Genomic DNA, 17,608 nt, shown 5'->3' with positions numbered 1-17,608 from the left:
ACGACGATGACCGCGACCGATACGAACGCCCCGCTGCCTGAATCCGCCCAACGCGTGGCTGACCACCTGCGCACGCTGGGCTACGAGAAAGCTATCGTGATGCTGCCGGCCACCGGCAAGACCTCGGCCGAAGCGGCTGCCGGCCTCGGCTGTTCGGTGGCGGAGATTGCCAAGTCGATCATCTTCCGCCGTGCGGAAGACGACGTGCCGGTACTGGTGATCGCCAGCGGCACCAATCGTGTCGACGAAGCAAAGGTTTCCGCGCACGTGGGCGCACTGGCCAAGGCCGACGCGAAGTTCGTCCGCGAGAAGACAGGTTATGCCATCGGCGGCGTGTGTCCGGTCGGCCATGCGGTCAAGCCCGTGATGCTGCTCGATCAAGACCTGTTCCAATACGACAGCGTGTGGGCCGCGGCCGGCCACCCGCATGCCGTGTTCAACCTGACGCCTGCCGAACTGGAAGCGATGACGGGCGCGCCCGTGGCCGACATCGCCCAGCGCGACTGATCGCCCAAGCATGGACGCCTGCACCCGCGCGCAACTGAAGCTGTCGCTCGGCAAGTTGCGCAACAGCCGCCAGCAGGCGGAGCGTGCGCAGCCGGTGTCGTCGCCGTGCATCAGCGTCTGCAAGATGGACGAAGCGCGCGGCCTGTGCATCGGCTGCATGCGCACGATCGACGAAATTACCTCGTGGTCGACCATGAATGACGCGGCTCGTCTGGCCGTGTGGAAAACCTTGCCCGAGCGCGCCTGCGCCTGGCTCAACGACGCGCCCTGCGCCTGACCGCTCATCACCATGGCCGAACACGACGTCGTCACCTTGCCCAATTCGATGCGCGTGTTCGAGCGCGGCTGGCTGTCGTCCAACAACATCCTGTTCTTCGATGACGAAGCGCGCGGCGGTTGCGCGCTGGTCGACTCCGGCTACCTCACGCACGCGCCGCAAACCGTGGCGCTTGTGCAGCACGCGCTGCAAGGCCGGCCGTTGCGCCGTCTGCTGAACACGCACCTGCATTCCGACCACTGCGGCGGCAATGCAGCGCTGCAGGCCATCTACGGCAGCCACACGCGCGTGCCCGCCGCGCAGATCGACGACGTGCGCCGCTGGGATACCGACGCCCTCAGCTACGGCCCCACCGGCCAGGAATGCGCACGCTTCGCGTTGCCTGACAGCGATGCCGACGCGGGGCTGTCGGACGGCATGACGGCCCGACTGGGAGGCTTCGACTGGCAGGTCATCAGCGCGCCGGGGCACGACCCGCACGCGGTCATTCTGTTCAGCCCCGACACGCGCGTGCTGATTTCGGCCGACGCCCTATGGGAACGTGGCTTCGGCGTGATCTTTCCCGAGCTGGAAGGCGAGAGTGGCTTTGCCGAACAGCAGGCCATTCTTGAGCGCATCGTGCAGCTCGATGCGCGCGTGGTGATTCCCGGACACGGCCGGCCGTTCACCAACGTCAACGCCGCGATTGATGCATCGCTCGGGCGGCTTGCGTATCTGCGGGCAGACCCGGAACGCAACGCGCTGCACGCCATCCGCGTGCTGGTGAAGTTCAAGCTGCTGGAGCAGCAGGCGCTGTCGCACGAGGCGCTGTTTGCGTGGTTCACACAGACCACGCTGATGCCGCGCTTGCACGCACGCTTCTTCGCAGCCCAATCGATGGAGACGTTGCTGGATGCTGCGATTGCGGCGCTGGTCAAGGCGGGCGCCGCCACCGTCGAACACGGCCGCATCCTGAACCGCGATTGACGTGCCGCGCGGTGGCAGTGCCCCGCTACAATGCAGCGACGCCTCTTCTCTTCGCCTGGGCATGCCGAAACCCGCCACATCCAATCCGCCCGAATCTGCCACCGAAGCCGCCCCTGAAGCCGAAGCACCGCGCCGCAAGCGCGGCCGCCCCGCGCAGGACGCCAACGAGGGCTTGCGCCGCGCGCTGATCGAGCAATCGGCCCGACTGTTCCGGGAGAAGGGCTACGGCAACACCACGGTACGCGACATTGCGGCGGCCACGGGCGTGCATGCGGGCAGCTGGTTCTACTACTTCAAGACCAAGCAGGACATCCTGCAAGCCGTGATCGAACATGGTCTGACCGTGGCGCTGGCGGATATCGAAGCCATCGATATCGAAGACCTGCCCCCGCGCGAGGCGATGCGCCAGCTCGTGCGCGCGCACCTCCACACGATCCTTGCGCCCCACCAGGATTTCATTCCGGTGATGCTGTACGAGTGGCGCTCGCTCGACGCGCAGGCGCAAGAACGCATCATCGCGCTCAAGGATCGGTATGAAGACATCTGGACGCGCGTGATCGACCGCCTGCGCGCCTCCGGCGAATGGGCCCACCCAACGCCTGTCGATCGGCTGCTGATGTTCGGTGCGCTGAACTGGACGGCGCAGTGGTATCAGGCCGGCGCGGGTATCAGCATCGATGCACTCGCCGATCAGGCGGTGCTGTTCATCCTGCGTACGCCGCCCCAGCCGGTGGCTTAGTCCACGTTAGCGCGCATCGCCCTCGAACAGCGTCTGGTTGGCGCTGCGCAGAACGTGCTTCTGGATCTTGCCGGTCGCCGTCATGGGCAACTTGTCGACCACGGCGATGTGCTTGGGCACCTCAAAGCTACCGAGATGCGCTCGACAATGCGCCTGCAGCGCGGCGGCATCGGCGTGAGCATCGGGCTTGAGGCAGACGAACGCCGCCACCGCTTCCACCCAGTGCGCGTGCGGCAAGCCGACCACTGCCGCATTCGCCACGGCCGGGTGCCGTAGCAACACTTCTTCCACCTTGACCGAAGGGACGTTCTCACCGCCGGTCTTGATCATGTCCTTGATGCGGTCCTTGAACTGAAGCTGGCCGTCGGCATCCCACATGCCGAGGTCGCCCGTGTGGTGCCAGCCGAAGCGGCGCGCATTGGCCGTGGCCTGCGGGTCCTTGTAGTAGCCGAGCATGACGTTCGGGCCGCGGTGCACGATCTCGCCCAACTGGTTCGGGCCGAGCAGATTGCCTTGATCGTCCATCACCGCTGCTTCGTTCACCATGCACGGCTGCCCCCAATAGTTGCCGGTGCGCTGCAGTTGCTGGTCAGGCGCGAAGTACATCGTCATCGGGAAAATCTCGGTCTGCCCGGAGCCGAGGGCAAAGTTGGGGCACACCTCGGCAATCAGGCGTTCGAGCAGCGGCCTGGCCATCGGCGCCATCGCATAGAGGCACAGGCGCAGGCTTGAGAGATCCCGCTGCGCACGCAGCGGATGGTGCAGTAACGCGGCGTACATGAGCGGCAAGCCGAACAGTTGCGTGATGCGTTCGTTGGCAATCACATCGAGCAGCGCCGCCGGATCAAAGCCGCGCTGGATGACGAGCGTGGCGCCCACCATCATCGCGGACGCGGCCGTTGCAAACTGCGCGCAGTGGAACATCGGCAGCAGGCACGAGAACACGTCGGTCTCATTCAGATTCAGGCCGGCGACGTTGGACATCAACGCGGCATGCACCGAGCGGTGCGAATGCATCGCGCCCTTTGGTCGGCCGGTCGTGCCGCTGGTGTACATGATGAGCGCGAGATCGCGATCGTCGATCACCACGGCGGGCAGCGTATCGGCGTGGCCTTGCAACGCTTGCTCCACCGGTTGCGGCCCGTCGGCAACCGGTTCACCGAAGCATTGGTGCGCCGGGAGCCCGAGCGTCGCCAGCGTGTCGCGCAGCGCCGGGTACAGCGCCGCGTCGATCACCACGTGCCGCGCCTCGGCGTGTTCGAGGATGTAGCGCACGTCGTCCGGGCCGAGCATCGCGTTGATCGGCACCCACACCAGCCCCGCCTTGAAAATGCCGTACGCGGCCACCAGGAACTGCGCCGAGTTCCCGCACACCATCGCGACCTTGTCGCCGGGCTTGAGGCCGCTTGCAAGCAGCGCGTGCGCGTAGCGATTGCTGTCTGCGTTAAGTTCGCCATGCGTCATGCGGCGGGCGCCATCGACCAGCGCGACCTTCGCGCCGAACTTGCGCGCACTGCGATGCAACGTATCGCCCAACGTCACCCGGTTCAGCAGGTTGGCTTCAAGCGCGGTGTCTGGCGTGGCTTCGGACATGGGACGTCTCCTAAGGACTGCATTGACTGCATTGACCGCATGAACAGCACGACAAAACGATGGGATCAGGACGGCAGTGCAGCCGTTAGGCCGCGGCAATCTCCATCAGCAACCCACCAGGCGCAACCTGGGCCCCGACCTGGGTGAACAGCCCCTTCACCTCGCCAGCGAGCGGCGCGGCAATGCTGTGCTCCATCTTCATCGCCTCGACCACCAGCAGCACCTGACCGGCGCTGACGGCCTCGCCTTCGGCCACGTGTACGGCAACCACGCGACCGTTCATCGGTGCACTGATGCGGCCGCTGCCGGTTTGCGCGCCGCTGCGCTCGGCCTTGGCGTAGGTGGTGTCGATGGCGGTGTGTTCGATGCCATTCAGCACGAAGTGGCAAGCGCTGGCCGTGACGGCGTAATCCACCGCGCGGAATGTGTCGCCCAGCGCGAGCGTGATGCGCCCTTCGCGCCCAGACACAAGCGCCACCTGCGTGGCACCGCCGTCCCAGGTCAGTTCCCATTGCTGCGCACCGAGCGCACGCACGCGCATCTCAATGGCTTCACCGTCGAGCGTGAAGCGGCACAGCGTGGGATACGTGCGGCTGCTGGCCCAGCCATGCAGCTCTGCGGGATAGCGGCGTGCGGTGTCCTGGCGCAGGTACGTGAGCAGCACGGCAGCCGCTTGGCAAACCGCTGCATCGGGTACGGCCGCCTGACGCATCGCCGCCGGGAAATGCCGGTCGATGAACGCGGTCGACACATCGCCGGAAAGGAACGCCGGATGCGCCACGCAATCGCGCAAAAACGCCCGGTTGGTCGGCAAGCCAAGCAGCAGGCAATCGTCCAGGGCGTGCGCGAGACGCCGGCATGCATCGGCGCGGTCGGTGCCGTGCGCGACGATCTTGGCGAGCATCGAATCGTAGTACGGCGAGACAACCAGCCCGTCGGCCAACGCATGGTCCGTGCGCACGTCTCCGGGTGCACGCCAGCGCGCGACGGTGCCGCTTTGCGGCAGGAAATTCTGCTGCGGGTCTTCTGCGCACAGACGCACTTCGATGGCGTGGCCGCCTTGTGCACGGCGGGCGTCGATGACGTCTTGCGCAAGCGGCAACGGCTCGCCCAGCGCCACGCGCAACTGCCACTCGACCAGATCGACGCCCACGATCGCTTCGGTCACCGCATGCTCGACCTGCAGGCGCGTGTTCATCTCCATGAAGTAGAACGCGCCGTCCGGGGCGAGCAGGAATTCCAGCGTGCCCGCACCCACGTAGCCGATCGCGCGCGCCGCCGCCACCGACACCGCGCCCATGCGCGCGCGCAACTCGGGCGATACGGCTGGTGACGGCGATTCTTCAATCACCTTCTGATGCCGGCGCTGCACCGAGCAATCGCGCTCGCCCAGGTGAACCACGTTGCCATCTGTGTCGGCAAATACCTGAATCTCGATGTGGCGCGGCTCGACGATGGCTTTCTCGAGGATCAACTCGCCCGAGCCAGACGCGTTCTCCGCTTCGGAGCGGGCAGACTGCAGCGCCGCCGCTAACGCCTCGGGCCGGTCTACGCGCCGCATGCCGCGCCCGCCACCGCCAGCGGCCGCCTTGATCATCACCGGGTAGCCGATGCGCGCCGCTTCGTCCGCCATGCGTGTGGCGGATTGGTCCTCGCCCTGATAACCGGGCACGCACGGCACGCCGGCCGCTTCCATGAGGCGCTTGGCGCCAGCCTTGTTGCCCATCGCTCGGATGGCCCCCGCAGGCGGCCCGATGAAGACGAGGCCGGCATCCGCGCATGCGCCGGCAAAGGCATCGCTCTCTGCAAGGAAGCCGTAACCCGGATGGACCGCCTGCGCACCCGACTTGCGCGCGGCCTCCAGCAACGCCGCAACGTTCAGGTACGACGCCTGCGGTTGCGACGCGCCGATCGGCAACGCCAGATCGGCCGCGCGGCAATGCGGCGCATCGCGGTCAGCGTCGGAATACACGGCAACGGTGCGCATGCCAAGGCGACGCGCCGCGCGCATGATGCGCAAAGCGATCTCGCCCCGGTTGGCGATGAGGATCGAGCGGAAGGCGGCATGCGGGGCGGTCATCTTTCAGCCCTTCTTGCCCGGCAGCGTGTTCATGTACTTGCAGATGATGCCGAGCATCACCTCGTCCGCACCGCCGCCAATCGAGCCCAGGCGCCCATCGCGGTAATAGCGCGAGACCGGGTTGTCCCACGTGAAGCCCATGCCGCCCCAGAACTGCAGGCAGGCATCAGGCACGATGCGCGCGAGGCGCCCGGCCTTGAGCTTGGCCATCGATGCCAGCTCCGTCACGTCCTGCCCTTGGATGTACAGATCGCACGCGCGATACGTGAGCGCACGCAGCGCTTCCACTTCCGTCTTCAGCTCGGCCAGCTTGAAGTGCACCCACTGGTTGTCGAGCAGGCTGGCGCCGAAGAGCTTGCGCTCGCGTGCGTACTCGGCGGTGGTCTCGATGCACATCGTCATCGTCGCCAGGCTGCTGGCCGCGGCCCACAGGCGCTCTTCCTGGAATTGCAGCATCTGGTACGTGAAGCCCTTGCCTTCCTCGCCGATGCGATAGCGCTGCGGCACGCGCACATCGTCAAAATAGATGAGGCCCGTGTCCGACGAATTCATGCCGATCTTGCGGATCTTCTTGCCGACCGACACGCCCTTCGTGTTCATCGGCACGATGATGAGCGACTTGTTGCGGTGGGCAGGGTCGTCCGACGTGTTGGCCAGCAGGCACATCCAGTCGGCCTGCAGGCTGTTGGTGATCCACATCTTGCTGCCGTTGATGATGTAGTCGTCGCCGTCCTTGCGCGCCGTGGTCTTGATGCTTGCCACATCGGAGCCAGCGCTCGGCTCCGATACGCCAACGCACGCCACCGCATCGCCGCTGATGGCGGGGGCGAGAAACTGTGCGCGCAGCTCGTCCGAACCGAAGCGTGCGAGCGCGGGCGTCGCCATGTCGGTCTGCACGCCAATCGCCATCGGCACGCCGCCGCAGTGGATGTGCCCCAGCGTCTCGGCCATCGCCATCGCATACGAATAGTCGAGCCCCAGGCCGCCAAACTCGGTCGGCTTGGCGATGCCGAGGAAACCCAGCTCGCCCATCTTCTTGAAGAGCTGCTTGGCGGGAAACATCTCCGCCGCTTCCCATTCATCGACGTACGGGTTGATGTCGCTGTCGATGAAGCGTTTCAGGTTGCGCTGCAGTTCCTGGTGCTCGTGGGTGAAGTGCATGGTGTCTCGCTCCGGTTGTCCTGGGCTGTTCGTGTATGGGTCGGGATGGCTACGGGCGCGCAACGCCAAACTGGATCGGATGCAACGTGCGGCGGCGCGCTTCGTCGCACACCCCGAGCACGCAGGCCAGCACCTTCCGTGTGTCGCGCGGGTCGATCACGCCGTCGTCCAGCAATCGGCCCGAAACGGTGAACGCATCGGACTGCCGCTCGAACGTGTCGATCACTTTGGCGCGCATCGCTTCGATGGCTTCGTGGTCAACGGTCTGTGTCTTGCGCTGCATGCTCGCGGCCATGACCGTCGCCATCGTGCCGGCGGCCTGCTCGGCGCCCATCACGGCGGTCTTGGCATTGGGCCAGCTGAAGCAGAAATCCGGAAAGAAACCGCGCCCCGACATGCCGTAGTTGCCCGCGCCAAACGACCCGCCGCAATGCAAGGTGATGCGCGGCACGGTGGCGTTGGCCATGGCCTGGATCATCTTCGAGCCGTGCTTGATCATGCCGGCCTGTTCCGACGCCTTGCCGACGATGAAACCGGTGGTGTTTTGCAGATACAGCAGCGGCGTGTCGGACTGGCAGCACACCTGAATGAAATGCACCACCTTGGTCGCGCCCGCCGGGTCCAGCGGCCCGTTGTTTGTGATGACGCCGACGCGCATGCCACAGATGGCCGCGTGCCCGGTGACGGTGCCGGAGCCGTAATCGCGCTTGAACTCCAGGAAATCCGACCCGTCGGCAATGCGTGCAATCACCTCGCGCATGTCGAGCGGTTTGCGGTGATCGGTGAGCGCAATGCCAAGCAGTTCTTCCGCATCAAAGCGCGGCGGCGCGTATGGCCTGTCCGGTGCCGGCACATCGCGGTTCCAGTCGAGCGCGGCAACAACTTCGCGCGCGATGCGCAGCGCATCGGCGTCGTCTTCGGCCAGGTATTCGGCCAGGCCCGAAGTGGTGGCGTGCATCTCGGCGCCGCCCAGTTCCTCTTCGGTGGCAATCTCGCCCGTGGCGGCTTTCAGCAACGGCGGCCCGGCAAGGAACGCGCGCGCCCGGTGGCGCACCATCACCACGTAGTCCGACAGGCCCGGCATGTAGGCGCCGCCCGCCGTGCTGGACCCATGCACCACGCTGATCACCGGAATGCCCGCCGCCGACAGCCGCGCGAGCCAGTAAAAGCCGCTGCCGCCGTGGATGAAGGTCTCCACGCGATACGTCAGCAGGTTGGCGCCGGCCGATTCGACAAGGTGGATGAACGGCAGCTTCTGCTCCAGCGCAATGGCCTGGGCACGCTGGAACTTCTCGATGCCCATCGGCTGCACGGCCCCTGCGTCGATGCCCGCGTCGTCGACAATGATCATCGCGCGCACACCGCTCACCCAGCCGATGCCCGCGATGAAGCCGCCGCCAGGAATCGAGCGCGCCGGGTCTGCGTGGTCGAGGCAAAAGCCCGCCAGCGTGGATAGCTCAAGAAACGGCGCGCCGGCGTCGAGCAGGCGGCCAAGCCGGTCGCGCGGCAGGAGTTGACCGCGCTGCTCGAAGCGGGCGCGCGAGGCTTCGGACTTGTCGCGTGTGCGATCTTCCAGCGTGCGCAACCGGCCGACGAGTTCCGTGAGCGCGGCATGGTTCTGCCGATATGCGTCGCTCTGCGGCACGATGCGCGATTCAAGCGCCGGCATGGCGGCCCTCCTCGCCTTGCAGCACCTTGGGCGTCACGGCCAGGTGGAAGCCGTTGAACGGCTCGGCGCCATGACGCGGAGCCGGCATGGGCGAACCGGGCCGCACGTTCGGGCGCCCACCGTCCATGCGCAACGTGGTGCCGGTAATGAACGCGGCCGCTTCCGACAACAGATACACGATCGCCGACGACACTTCCGCCTCGGTGGCAAAGCGCCCGAGTGGCACCGTCGACGGCATGCTCCGGATGGTCTCGGCCATCCAAGGCGGATACGCATCCATGCCCGACGACGCGACGTAGCCCGGCGCTACCGCGTTCACGCGCACGCCGTATTGCGCCCACTCGAATGCGGCCGTCTCCGTAAAGTTCACCATGCCCGCGCGCGCGGCGCCGGAGTGGCCCATGTTGGGCATGCCGCCCCACATGTCCGCCACGATATTGACGATGGCGCCGCCGCGCTGCTGCATCGCCTGGTTGAGGCACTCGCGCGCCATCAGGAAGCCGCCGGTCAGGTTCGTCTGCACGACGGCTTCCCAGCCCTTGGCGGAAATGTCCTTGAGCGGCGAGGGAAACTGCCCGCCCGCGTTGTTGACGAGCGCGTCGATGCGGCCGTGCTCGCCGTAGATTTGCGCGACGGTGGCTTGCACGGCAGCCTCGTCGCGGATGTTGCAGACGTAGGCGTGCGCGGTGCCGCCCGCTTCAACGATCTCCGTGCGCACGGCGGCGAGCTTCTCTGCGTTGCGCCCCACCAACGCGACCGCCGCACCCAGCGACGCCAACTCATGCGCGGTACACCGGCCGATGCCGCTGCCGCCACCCGTCACCACGGCCACCTGCCCCTGGAACAGCCCCGGTCGAAAGACTGAGCGATACATGGTTCTCTCCCTGAATGCGCGTTAGGTCCAGCCGAGCTGGCGCGCGGCAAGGTCGCTGAGAACTTCCTCCGCGCCGCCGCCGATCATGTAGACCTTCACTTCACGATAGATGCGCTCCGACTTGGTGCCGCGCATGAAGCCCATACCGCCAAGCAGTTGCACGGCCGTGTCCGCGCAGAACTGCAAGCTCTGCGTTGCGAAATTTTTCAGCATGCACAGCTGCGCGACCGGAGAATCGCCGGCCTGCATGCGCCGCATCAGGTCTTCCAGCAACGCCCGGGTGGCTTCGATGCGCGTGGCCATCGTCACCAGCTTCTGACGCGCCACCTGGTGCTGCACGAGGCGCTTGCCGAAGGTCTCGCGCTGGGTGGCCCATTCCACGGCTTCGATCAGACACGTGCGCGCCAGGCCGTAGGCCTGCATCGCCAGCGCGAGGCGTTCGTGGTTGAAGTTGCGCATCACCAGCTCGAAACCGCGGTTTTCCGCGCCGAGCAGGTTGCCGACCGGCACGCGGCAGTTGTCGAAATGCAGTTGCGCCGTGTCAGAGCACCACCAGCCCATCTTCTTGAGCGGCGTGCGCGACAGCCCAGGCGTATCGCCCTCCACCAGCAGCGCGGAGATGCCGCCCGCGCCCGCCTCACCGGTGCGCGCGGCCACGGTGATGTAATCGGCGCGCATGCCGGAGGTGATGAAGATCTTGCTGCCGTTGACGACGTAGTGATCGCCGTCGCGCACCGCGCGTGTGGTGAGGCTGGCGACATCCGAGCCGCCCGAAGGCTCGGTGATGGCAAGCGCGCTGATCTTCTCGCCCGACAGAATCGCCGGCAACACGCGCGCCTTCAGCTCGGCCGATCCGCCCGCCACGATGGGCGGCGCACCGATCGTATGGCTGAACAGCGATGCGAGTAGACCGCCGCTGGCCGCTCGCGTCAGCTCTTCGATCATCGCCAGTTCAAGAAACAGGTCGCCCGGCGTGCCACCGTATTCCTCGGGGAAACCAATGCCGAGCAAGCCAAGGTCGGCCGCTTCGCGATACAGCGCACGCGGAAACGTCTCGGCCTCTTCCCACGCATCGATGTGCGGCAGCACGGCCTTGTCGACAAAGCGGCGCACCGTCTCGCGAAAGGTATCGTGATCGACGTCGAACAGCGCAGACGGCAGCAGGCCTGGGAACATGATCGCCTCGTCAATCAAGGGTGGTCGACCGGCACGCGCACCGGCATCGTCAGCAGCACCTGCGCCATGCCCTTGCCGAGCGGATCGTTGCGCAGCGATGCCATGCCGCCACCGCCCAACGCCTGTTCGCACACGAAGTTGAGCGCGTGGATGCCGGGCAAGTCGTACCGCGTCACGCGCCCTTTCACGACGTGCGCGAGGTACGCCGCGACGGCATCTTCCGTCAGTTGCGCGCGCAGCAGCGGCAGGTCTTCGGGCCGACGCGCGATGACGCCGATATTGGAAGTGTCGCCCTTGTCGCCGCTGCGGGCATAGGCGAGTTCGATGAGAGACACCTCGCGCGTCGGGCCGGGGGGCAATGCAACGGAGGCCTGCGCCGCAGCGGATGGTTCAAGCGCGGCGCCACCCGTTGGCACGTCGATGTCGATGCTGTCGCCACCCAGCAATGTCACGCGCGCCTGCACGCGCGCTTTGTCGATCAAAAAAGCGTATTGCTTGATGGCAGGCACCACGCTCGGCCGCCCACCTGCGCCCGTCGTGCCGGGCGCCCACGACGTGCCGGCCGGGGCGATCTCGCGCGCGAACAGTTCCAGCGCCTGCTTGTTCGGATGCGTCACCGCCAGCCACATCACCGATTCAAATCGCGGCACGTTCGGCTGATGCGGCCCGAACAGATACGCTGAACCGAGCGTTTCGATATGCGTTGCACTGTAATCCGGCAGGCCGAGCTGGCGGAATAGGCCGCGCGTGCGCTCAAGAATCGCCTCGGCTGTGCGGCGCGCCTTGCGGTCGGCGTCGATGCCGACGATGGTAAGTTGGCTGGTCGCCCGATAGCCATCGGCATACGTTGCGCTCACCTTGTAATCGGGCGTGGGCGCGAGGCCGCGTGCGCCACGCACTTCAACGCGATGCTCGCCGGTCTTCGTCATCGTCACCTGCGTGAAGTCGCACACCACATCCGGCAGCACGTAGCGCGCCGGGTCGCCGATTTCGTAGAGCAGTTGCTCGCTCACCGTAGCAGTCGTCACCAGCCCGCCCGTGCCCTCGGGCTTGGTGACGATGAAGCTGCCGTCGGCCCGGCATTCGGCGATCGGGTAGCCGCTGTGCGCCCAGTCGGGCACGGCTTCCCAATCGGTGTGCAGACCGCCCGCACCCTGGCAGCCGCACTCAAGGATGTGCCCGGCGAGGCTGCCGGCGGCGAGCCGATCGTAGTCGTCGGCACGCCACTCGAACGCGTGCATCAAGGCGCCCAGGGTAACCGCGCTATCGACACAGCGGCCAGTGATGACCACCTGCGCGCCGGCATCGAGCGCCGCTTTGATCGGCAACGCACCGAGGTACGCGTTGGCACTCACCACCTTGTCGGGCAATGGGCGTGCGCTCTGTAGTTCGCGCACGCCTTCGCCGCGCAAGGCAGGCAGCAGCGCCATGACATCGTCGCCTTCCACCACGGCAATGCGCACGCTCACGCCCAACTCAGCGGCCAAGGCTTGCAGCGCCGCCGCACATCCGCGTGGGTTCACGCCCCCCGCGTTGGCGATGATGCGGATGTTCTGCGCCAGCGCATCCTTGAGCACCGCGCGCATCGCCACGCTCACAAAGTCGGTGGCGTAACCCAACTCGGCGTTCTTCATGTGCGCGCTGGCCAGCAACGACATGGTCAGCTCGGCCAGGTAATCGAAGACGAGGAAGTCGAGACGGCCGGAGGCCACCAGCTGCAGCGGCCCGGTCACGCTGTCGCCCCAGAAGCCGCTGGCCCCGCCGATGGAAACGGTGTCATTGCGCATGTCAGCGGCCCCTCCAGTTCGGGGCGCGCTTTTCGCGAAAGGCGGCTTGGCCTTCCTGCGCGTCTTCGGTCAACGCAAACAGACCGATCTGGCTTTCGGTAAAGGCCATGGCCTGCTCGAAGCTGAGCGATTCCACGTGCTTGAGCGTGTACAGGCCGCGCCGGATGGCCGACGGCGATTTGTCGACCAGCCGCGCAAGCAATGCATCGACAGCCCCATCAAGCGCTTCGGGCTCGGTGACTTCGTTGACGAGGCCAGCGGCGAGCGCGCGGTCTGCGTTCATCGGTTCGCCCGTCAAGCACAACTCGTTCAGCACGCGGCGTGGCAACTGGTGCTGCAGCACGGCCAGCACCTGGGCGGGAAACACGCCGACCTTCACCTCCGGCAAGCCGAACGTGGCGCTGTGGCTTGCCACCGCCAGATCGCACATCGCCAGCAAACCCATGCCGCCCGCCATGCAAGCGCCATTCACGCGGGCGATGAGCGGCACGGTGCAGCGGCGCGCCTGGCGAAACAGATCCGCCAGGGCTTGGTACGGCTGGGAATAGTCGAAGCGGAAGGACTGTCCGGTCTGCAGATCGGCGCCGGCACAGAAGGCACGCGTGCCGGTGCCGGTCAGCACCACGGCCCGCACGGCGGCGTCACGGCCGGCGTCGACCAGCGCGGCAGTCAGCGCTTCCAGCACGGCGGCGTTGATCGCGTTGCGGCGGTCTTCGCGCTGGATGGTCAGCCACAGCGCTTGGCCGCGCCGCTCGATGAGGAGTTCCGGGTCCGTGCTCACGCGACGCTCGCCTTGAAAGGGAATTCGGTTGGACAGCCTGCCCGGCAATACTAAATCATTTGATTGAAAAAATGGAAGCGTTCGCGTGCTGTGGGTCCTCAACGATTTTCTACAGCGAAGCCGGATCGTCATAACCCCATGATTTATATGACGATCCCACTGCGGCCGTAAGCAATTCGCCAGCCGACGCGTTGACTCGCTCACATTTGAACGATAACAATTCTCATTTACAAAAAACATGTGGCAAAAACTTTCAGGGGAGTGTCACCACGTCATGTCCGCAGCACAGATCGAACGCAAGCGCACCGAACATTCGGTGGTGGGTTATCTGACCGGCGCGATGAGCTTCGCCGTGGTTTCGGCGCCGGCACTGGCCGACACGAAGAAAGACGCCGTGTCCGCCACCCTGCCCGAGCAAACCGTCACCGGCACCAACGGGTTCAAGGCGGATGCGGCCTCGGGCGGCAAATTCACCGCGCCGCTGCTCGATACGCCCAAGTCCGTCACGGTGGTCCCCGCAGAGGTATTGCAGGGCACCGGCTCCGTCACACTCACCGAGGCGCTGCGCACGGTGCCGGGCATCGCATTTGGCGCCGGCGAAGGCGGCAACCCCGTCGGTGATCGCCCGTTCATCCGCGGCTACGACGCGCAGGCCAGTACCTTCCTCGACGGGCTGCGCGACATCGGTGCGCAATCGCGCGAAATGTTCAACGTGGAATCGGTGGAAGTCATCAAGGGCCCGTCGGGTGCGTATGAAGGCCGCGGCGCGGCAGGCGGGGCGGTCAACATCGTCACCAAGACGCCCAAGCTTGAGCACTTCACCGAGGGCACGCTGTCGGTCGGCAACGCGGCGTACAAGCGGGCCACGGCCGACGGCAACTACCAGATCGGCGAGCACGCCGCGTTCCGCCTGAACGCGATGGCGCACGACGCCGCCGTTGCCGGGCGTGACGTGACGAGCTTCAGCCGCTGGGGCATCGCGCCGTCCATCGCCGTTGGGCTCGGCACGCCCACGCGCGCCACGCTGTCGTACTACCACCTGCAATCGAACGACACGCCAGACACGGGCATTCCATACAACAACGGCACGTTCAACCGCCGCACCGACGGCCGCCCGCAACTGTTCGGCCCCGGCGACGGCGCGCCCGTGAATGTCGACCGCAATGTCTACTACGGCCTGTCGCGCGACTTCCGCCGCGACCGCGTCGACATGGGCACCTTCACGCTGGAGCACGATGTGTCGAGCGCGCTGAAGCTGCGCAACACCATGCGCATTGCCCGCACGAGCCAGGACACGATCTGGACGCAGCCCGACGACAGCCAGGGCAACATCTATTACGGCATGGTCTGGCGCCGCGCCAATTCACGCTATTCGGTGGCCAACACCGTCGCCAACCAGACAGAAGCGACCGGCAAGTTCAATACCGGCGGCCTCAAGCACAGCTATGCGGCCGGCCTGGAGTTCTCGCGCGAGCGCAGCAGCAACGACACCTACGCCGTGGCCACCGGCAGCAACCGCTGCCCCAACGGCATCGGCGCGGCGGGCGACTACAACTGCGCAGATCTCTTCAACCCAAACCCGAACGACCCGTGGGCCGGCAGCATCAAGCTCAACAACAATCCAGCAGAGACGACGGTGCGCACGCAATCCGCCTACGTGTTCGACACCATCGAGCTGTCGCCGCGCTGGCAGGTCAACGGCGGCCTGCGCTTCGACCGCTATTCGGCATCGGCCACCACGTCGGCGAATGCGCAGGGCGTGCGGTCGACTTTCTCGCGCGACGACAATCTGCTGAACTACCAGCTCGGCCTCGTGTTCAAGCCTGCGCAGAACGGCAGCATCTACTTGGCGTACGGCACGTCTTCCACGCCGTCGGGCTCGGTGGCGGGCCAGGGCGCCGATACCAGCGGGCTTACGCCGGACCGCTCGGGCAATCGCGGGGACGTGCTCTCTCCGGAAAAGAACCGCGCCTACGAACTCGGCACCAAGTGGAACGTGCTCGACAGCAAGCTGGCACTGACGGCTGCGATCTTCCGGATCGAGACGACCAACGCCCGCATCGTGCAGCAGGACGGCACCGCTGCCATGGCTGGCAACAAGCGCGTCGACGGCTTCGAGCTGGGTTGGTCAGGCGCGCTGACCAACCGCTGGCAGGTGTTCGGGGGCTACACGTATCTGAAGAGCGAACTGCGCAACAACGGCGGCGCAGGCGCAGCCTTTGGCGGCACCAACGGAACGGCCTTCCCCAACACGCCAAAGAACAGCTTCAGCCTGTGGACGACCTATCAGCCGATGCCGAAGCTCACGCTCGGCGGCGGCGCGTATTACGTCTCGAAGGTGTGGGGCAGCGCCAACCCCGCCAACCCGAAGTGGGTGCCGGCCTACTGGCGCTTTGACGCCATGGCCGCCTACCGCATCGACAAGCACACCACGTTGCAGCTGAATGTGCAGAACGTGTTCGACAAGGTGTATTTCAATCAGGCGTATGCATCGCATTACGCATCGCTGGCACCGGGCCGCACGGCCATCCTGACGCTGGGCATTCGCTACTGATGCCGGCCGACGCTGCAACCGCCGCAGCCGCCGGAGCCACCGCAGCCGATCCTGCGGTGGTCGATGCCATCCACGCCGTGCTCACCGGCCCCGCTGACCGCGCCGCGCGCTGGCTGGCGGCAGCCGCCCGGCGCGGGCACACGGAAGCGCAGGCCATCTTCGGCCAATGGCTGCTCGATGGCCGCGGTGTTGAACGCAACCCGGCCGAAGCGTTGTTCTGGTTCAAGACGGCCGCGCTGTCGGGCCACGCGATGGCCGCCAACATGCTGGGCCGCTGCTATGAGCACGGCTGGGGCGCGCCCACCTGCGACAAGACCGCCACGCACTGGTACGCCCGCGCCGCCGATGCTGGCCTCGACTGGGGCAAGCACAACTACGCAACACGCCTGCAACTCGGGCGCGGCATCCCGGCGGACCGCGCCCGCGCGTTTGCACTGTTCCAAGCGGCGGCCGCACAAGGGCACGCCAAGTCGATCAACGTGCTGGGTGGATTCTATGAAGACGGCTGGGAGGTCGAGGCCGACACCGCAATGGCCCTGCGCTGCTATCTGCTTGCTGCAGAGGGCGGCGACTTCCGCGGGCAGTTCAACGCTGCACGCCTGCTTGCACTCGCCAACCGCGCAGACGACGCGCTCGCCTGGATGCACGCCGTGCCGCGCACCGCCACACCGGCCTTCCTCGCGAAGGCGCACGACTTTCTCGCCGCCCATCCCGATGCGCGCCTGCGTGCGTTGGCCTGCGTGCTGAACACCCCGTCACCATGTTGCTGAAGATTTCCAACGTCCTGACCAAGGAACAGGTCGCGCAGTGCCGCGCCACCATCGATGCTGCCGAGTGGGTGGACGGCAAGGTCACAGCCGGTGCGCAGTCGGGCCAGGTCAAACGCAACATGCAGCTGCCCGAGGGCTCGCCGGCTGCGCGCGAGGTCGGCACCTTGATCCAGGATGCGCTTTCCGCCAATACGCTGTTCTTCTCCGCCGCGTTGCCGCTCAAGGTGTTTCCGCCGCTGTTCAACCGGTATGCGGGCGGCCAGACCTTCGGCAACCACGTCGACAACGCCGTGCGCCATCTGCGCGGCACCGCTTTCCGCATCCGCAGCGACCTCTCCTGCACGCTGTTCCTGACCGAGCCCGAAGACTACGACGGCGGCGAACTCGTGATCGACGACACCTTCGGCGAACACCGCGCCAAACTTGCCGCGGGCGACATGGTGCTCTACCCGAGCAGCAGCCTGCACCGCGTGACGCCGGTGACGCGCGGTGCGCGCGTTTGCTCGTTCTTCTGGCTGCAAAGCATGGTGCGCAGCGACGCGCATCGCACGCTGCTGTTCCAGATGGACACGGAACTGCAGCGGCTGATGGGGCTGCTGGGGCAGGACGACCCGTCCGTCATTGCGCTGACGGGGACGTATCACAACCTGCTGCGCGAATGGGCTGAAGCGTAG

At 66.3% G+C, this 17,608-nt stretch carries 15 protein-coding genes; 7 read left to right on the top strand and 8 right to left on the bottom strand.

Going from position 1 to position 17,608, the window contains the following annotated elements; translation table 11 throughout:
* Window positions 1–6 precede the first annotated feature (6 nt).
* From ACUXH0_RS12280 to ACUXH0_RS12265, 4 genes are all read left to right on the top strand, one after another.
* Window positions 7–507, top strand: a complete 501-nt coding sequence (locus ACUXH0_RS12280) for a YbaK/EbsC family protein (protein ID WP_027678443.1) — start codon at window positions 7–9, stop codon at window positions 505–507.
* 10 nt (window positions 508–517) lie between these two features.
* Complete coding sequence (locus ACUXH0_RS12275; RefSeq protein WP_137910912.1) at window positions 518–784, top strand: DUF1289 domain-containing protein; 267 nt, start codon at window positions 518–520, stop codon at window positions 782–784.
* Between the two features lie 12 nt (window positions 785–796).
* Window positions 797–1,750: an MBL fold metallo-hydrolase gene (locus tag ACUXH0_RS12270; protein ID WP_137910913.1), complete on the top strand. Its 954-nt coding sequence runs from the start codon at window positions 797–799 to the stop codon at window positions 1,748–1,750.
* 61 nt (window positions 1,751–1,811) lie between these two features.
* Complete coding sequence (locus ACUXH0_RS12265; protein ID WP_137910914.1) at window positions 1,812–2,489, top strand: TetR/AcrR family transcriptional regulator; 678 nt, start codon at window positions 1,812–1,814, stop codon at window positions 2,487–2,489.
* A 6-nt stretch (window positions 2,490–2,495) separates the two neighbouring features.
* Here the strand turns inward: ACUXH0_RS12265 and ACUXH0_RS12260 are convergent, their stop codons facing one another.
* The 8 genes from ACUXH0_RS12260 to ACUXH0_RS12225 form a co-directional block, all read right to left on the bottom strand.
* A complete protein-coding gene (locus ACUXH0_RS12260) occupies window positions 2,496–4,082 on the bottom strand; it encodes an AMP-binding protein (RefSeq protein ID WP_137910915.1) in 1,587 nt (528 codons plus the stop codon).
* A gap of 85 nt (window positions 4,083–4,167) precedes the next feature.
* Window positions 4,168–6,162 (bottom strand): acetyl/propionyl/methylcrotonyl-CoA carboxylase subunit alpha, encoded by a 1,995-nt coding sequence (locus ACUXH0_RS12255; RefSeq protein ID WP_182594067.1) that lies wholly within the window; start codon window positions 6,160–6,162, stop codon window positions 4,168–4,170.
* 3 nt (window positions 6,163–6,165) lie between these two features.
* Window positions 6,166–7,323: an acyl-CoA dehydrogenase family protein gene (locus ACUXH0_RS12250; protein WP_009239266.1), complete on the bottom strand. Its 1,158-nt coding sequence runs from the start codon at window positions 7,321–7,323 to the stop codon at window positions 6,166–6,168.
* A gap of 49 nt (window positions 7,324–7,372) precedes the next feature.
* Window positions 7,373–8,992: an acyl-CoA carboxylase subunit beta gene (locus ACUXH0_RS12245; protein ID WP_137910917.1), complete on the bottom strand. Its 1,620-nt coding sequence runs from the start codon at window positions 8,990–8,992 to the stop codon at window positions 7,373–7,375.
* Window positions 8,979–9,866: an SDR family oxidoreductase gene (locus ACUXH0_RS12240; RefSeq protein ID WP_004633659.1), complete on the bottom strand. Its 888-nt coding sequence runs from the start codon at window positions 9,864–9,866 to the stop codon at window positions 8,979–8,981. Before ACUXH0_RS12240 ends, ACUXH0_RS12245 begins: the two co-directional genes overlap by 14 nt.
* Window positions 9,867–9,887: 21 nt before the next feature.
* Window positions 9,888–11,042 carry an acyl-CoA dehydrogenase family protein gene (locus tag ACUXH0_RS12235; RefSeq protein ID WP_137910918.1) on the bottom strand — a complete coding sequence of 385 codons (1,155 nt, stop codon included), beginning with the start codon at window positions 11,040–11,042 and terminating at the stop codon, window positions 9,888–9,890.
* Between the two features lie 14 nt (window positions 11,043–11,056).
* Complete coding sequence (locus ACUXH0_RS12230; RefSeq protein WP_137910919.1) at window positions 11,057–12,829, bottom strand: acyclic terpene utilization AtuA family protein; 1,773 nt, start codon at window positions 12,827–12,829, stop codon at window positions 11,057–11,059.
* Window position 12,830: 1 nt separating this feature from the next.
* Window positions 12,831–13,610 (bottom strand): enoyl-CoA hydratase/isomerase family protein, encoded by a 780-nt coding sequence (locus tag ACUXH0_RS12225; RefSeq protein WP_009239271.1) that lies wholly within the window; start codon window positions 13,608–13,610, stop codon window positions 12,831–12,833.
* A gap of 274 nt (window positions 13,611–13,884) precedes the next feature.
* Between ACUXH0_RS12225 and ACUXH0_RS12220 the strand changes: the two genes are divergently transcribed.
* The 3 genes from ACUXH0_RS12220 to ACUXH0_RS12210 are packed head-to-tail and all read left to right on the top strand — an operon-like array spanning window position 13,885 to window position 17,608.
* Window positions 13,885–16,164, top strand: a complete 2,280-nt coding sequence (locus ACUXH0_RS12220; protein WP_182594068.1) for a TonB-dependent receptor — start codon at window positions 13,885–13,887, stop codon at window positions 16,162–16,164.
* The gene (locus ACUXH0_RS12215; RefSeq protein WP_182594069.1) at window positions 16,164–16,934 is read left to right on the top strand and encodes a tetratricopeptide repeat protein; all 771 of its coding nucleotides are present in this window, start codon (window positions 16,164–16,166) and stop codon (window positions 16,932–16,934) included. Before ACUXH0_RS12220 ends, ACUXH0_RS12215 begins: the two co-directional genes overlap by 1 nt.
* Window positions 16,925–17,608 (top strand): Fe2+-dependent dioxygenase, encoded by a 684-nt coding sequence (locus ACUXH0_RS12210; protein WP_182594070.1) that lies wholly within the window; start codon window positions 16,925–16,927, stop codon window positions 17,606–17,608. The genes ACUXH0_RS12215 and ACUXH0_RS12210 overlap by 10 nt, the downstream gene beginning before the upstream one ends.

It is taken from the genome of Ralstonia sp. 110700041-2 (assembly GCF_056280165.1).
The sequence above is the reverse complement of the archived record's forward strand: the minus strand, read 5'-3'. Positions and strand labels throughout refer to the sequence as shown.

What these genes read in the sequence shown, in the direction of transcription:
- ACUXH0_RS12230 (WP_137910919.1), bottom strand. Translation starts at nt 12,829, where the DNA reads ATGCGCAATGACACCGTTTCCATCGGCGGGGCCAGCGGCTTCTGGGGC.
- ACUXH0_RS12210 (WP_182594070.1), top strand. Translation starts at nt 16,925, where the DNA reads ATGTTGCTGAAGATTTCCAACGTCCTGACCAAGGAACAGGTCGCGCAG.
- ACUXH0_RS12260 (WP_137910915.1), bottom strand. Translation starts at nt 4,082, where the DNA reads ATGTCCGAAGCCACGCCAGACACCGCGCTTGAAGCCAACCTGCTGAAC.
- ACUXH0_RS12245 (WP_137910917.1), bottom strand. Translation starts at nt 8,992, where the DNA reads ATGCCGGCGCTTGAATCGCGCATCGTGCCGCAGAGCGACGCATATCGG.
- ACUXH0_RS12235 (WP_137910918.1), bottom strand. Translation starts at nt 11,042, where the DNA reads ATGTTCCCAGGCCTGCTGCCGTCTGCGCTGTTCGACGTCGATCACGAT.
- ACUXH0_RS12240 (WP_004633659.1), bottom strand. Translation starts at nt 9,866, where the DNA reads ATGTATCGCTCAGTCTTTCGACCGGGGCTGTTCCAGGGGCAGGTGGCC.
- ACUXH0_RS12215 (WP_182594069.1), top strand. Translation starts at nt 16,164, where the DNA reads ATGCCGGCCGACGCTGCAACCGCCGCAGCCGCCGGAGCCACCGCAGCC.
- ACUXH0_RS12250 (WP_009239266.1), bottom strand. Translation starts at nt 7,323, where the DNA reads ATGCACTTCACCCACGAGCACCAGGAACTGCAGCGCAACCTGAAACGC.
- ACUXH0_RS12280 (WP_027678443.1), top strand. Translation starts at nt 7, where the DNA reads ATGACCGCGACCGATACGAACGCCCCGCTGCCTGAATCCGCCCAACGC.
- ACUXH0_RS12265 (WP_137910914.1), top strand. Translation starts at nt 1,812, where the DNA reads ATGCCGAAACCCGCCACATCCAATCCGCCCGAATCTGCCACCGAAGCC.
- ACUXH0_RS12220 (WP_182594068.1), top strand. Translation starts at nt 13,885, where the DNA reads ATGTCCGCAGCACAGATCGAACGCAAGCGCACCGAACATTCGGTGGTG.
- ACUXH0_RS12270 (WP_137910913.1), top strand. Translation starts at nt 797, where the DNA reads ATGGCCGAACACGACGTCGTCACCTTGCCCAATTCGATGCGCGTGTTC.
- ACUXH0_RS12255 (WP_182594067.1), bottom strand. Translation starts at nt 6,162, where the DNA reads ATGACCGCCCCGCATGCCGCCTTCCGCTCGATCCTCATCGCCAACCGG.
- ACUXH0_RS12275 (WP_137910912.1), top strand. Translation starts at nt 518, where the DNA reads ATGGACGCCTGCACCCGCGCGCAACTGAAGCTGTCGCTCGGCAAGTTG.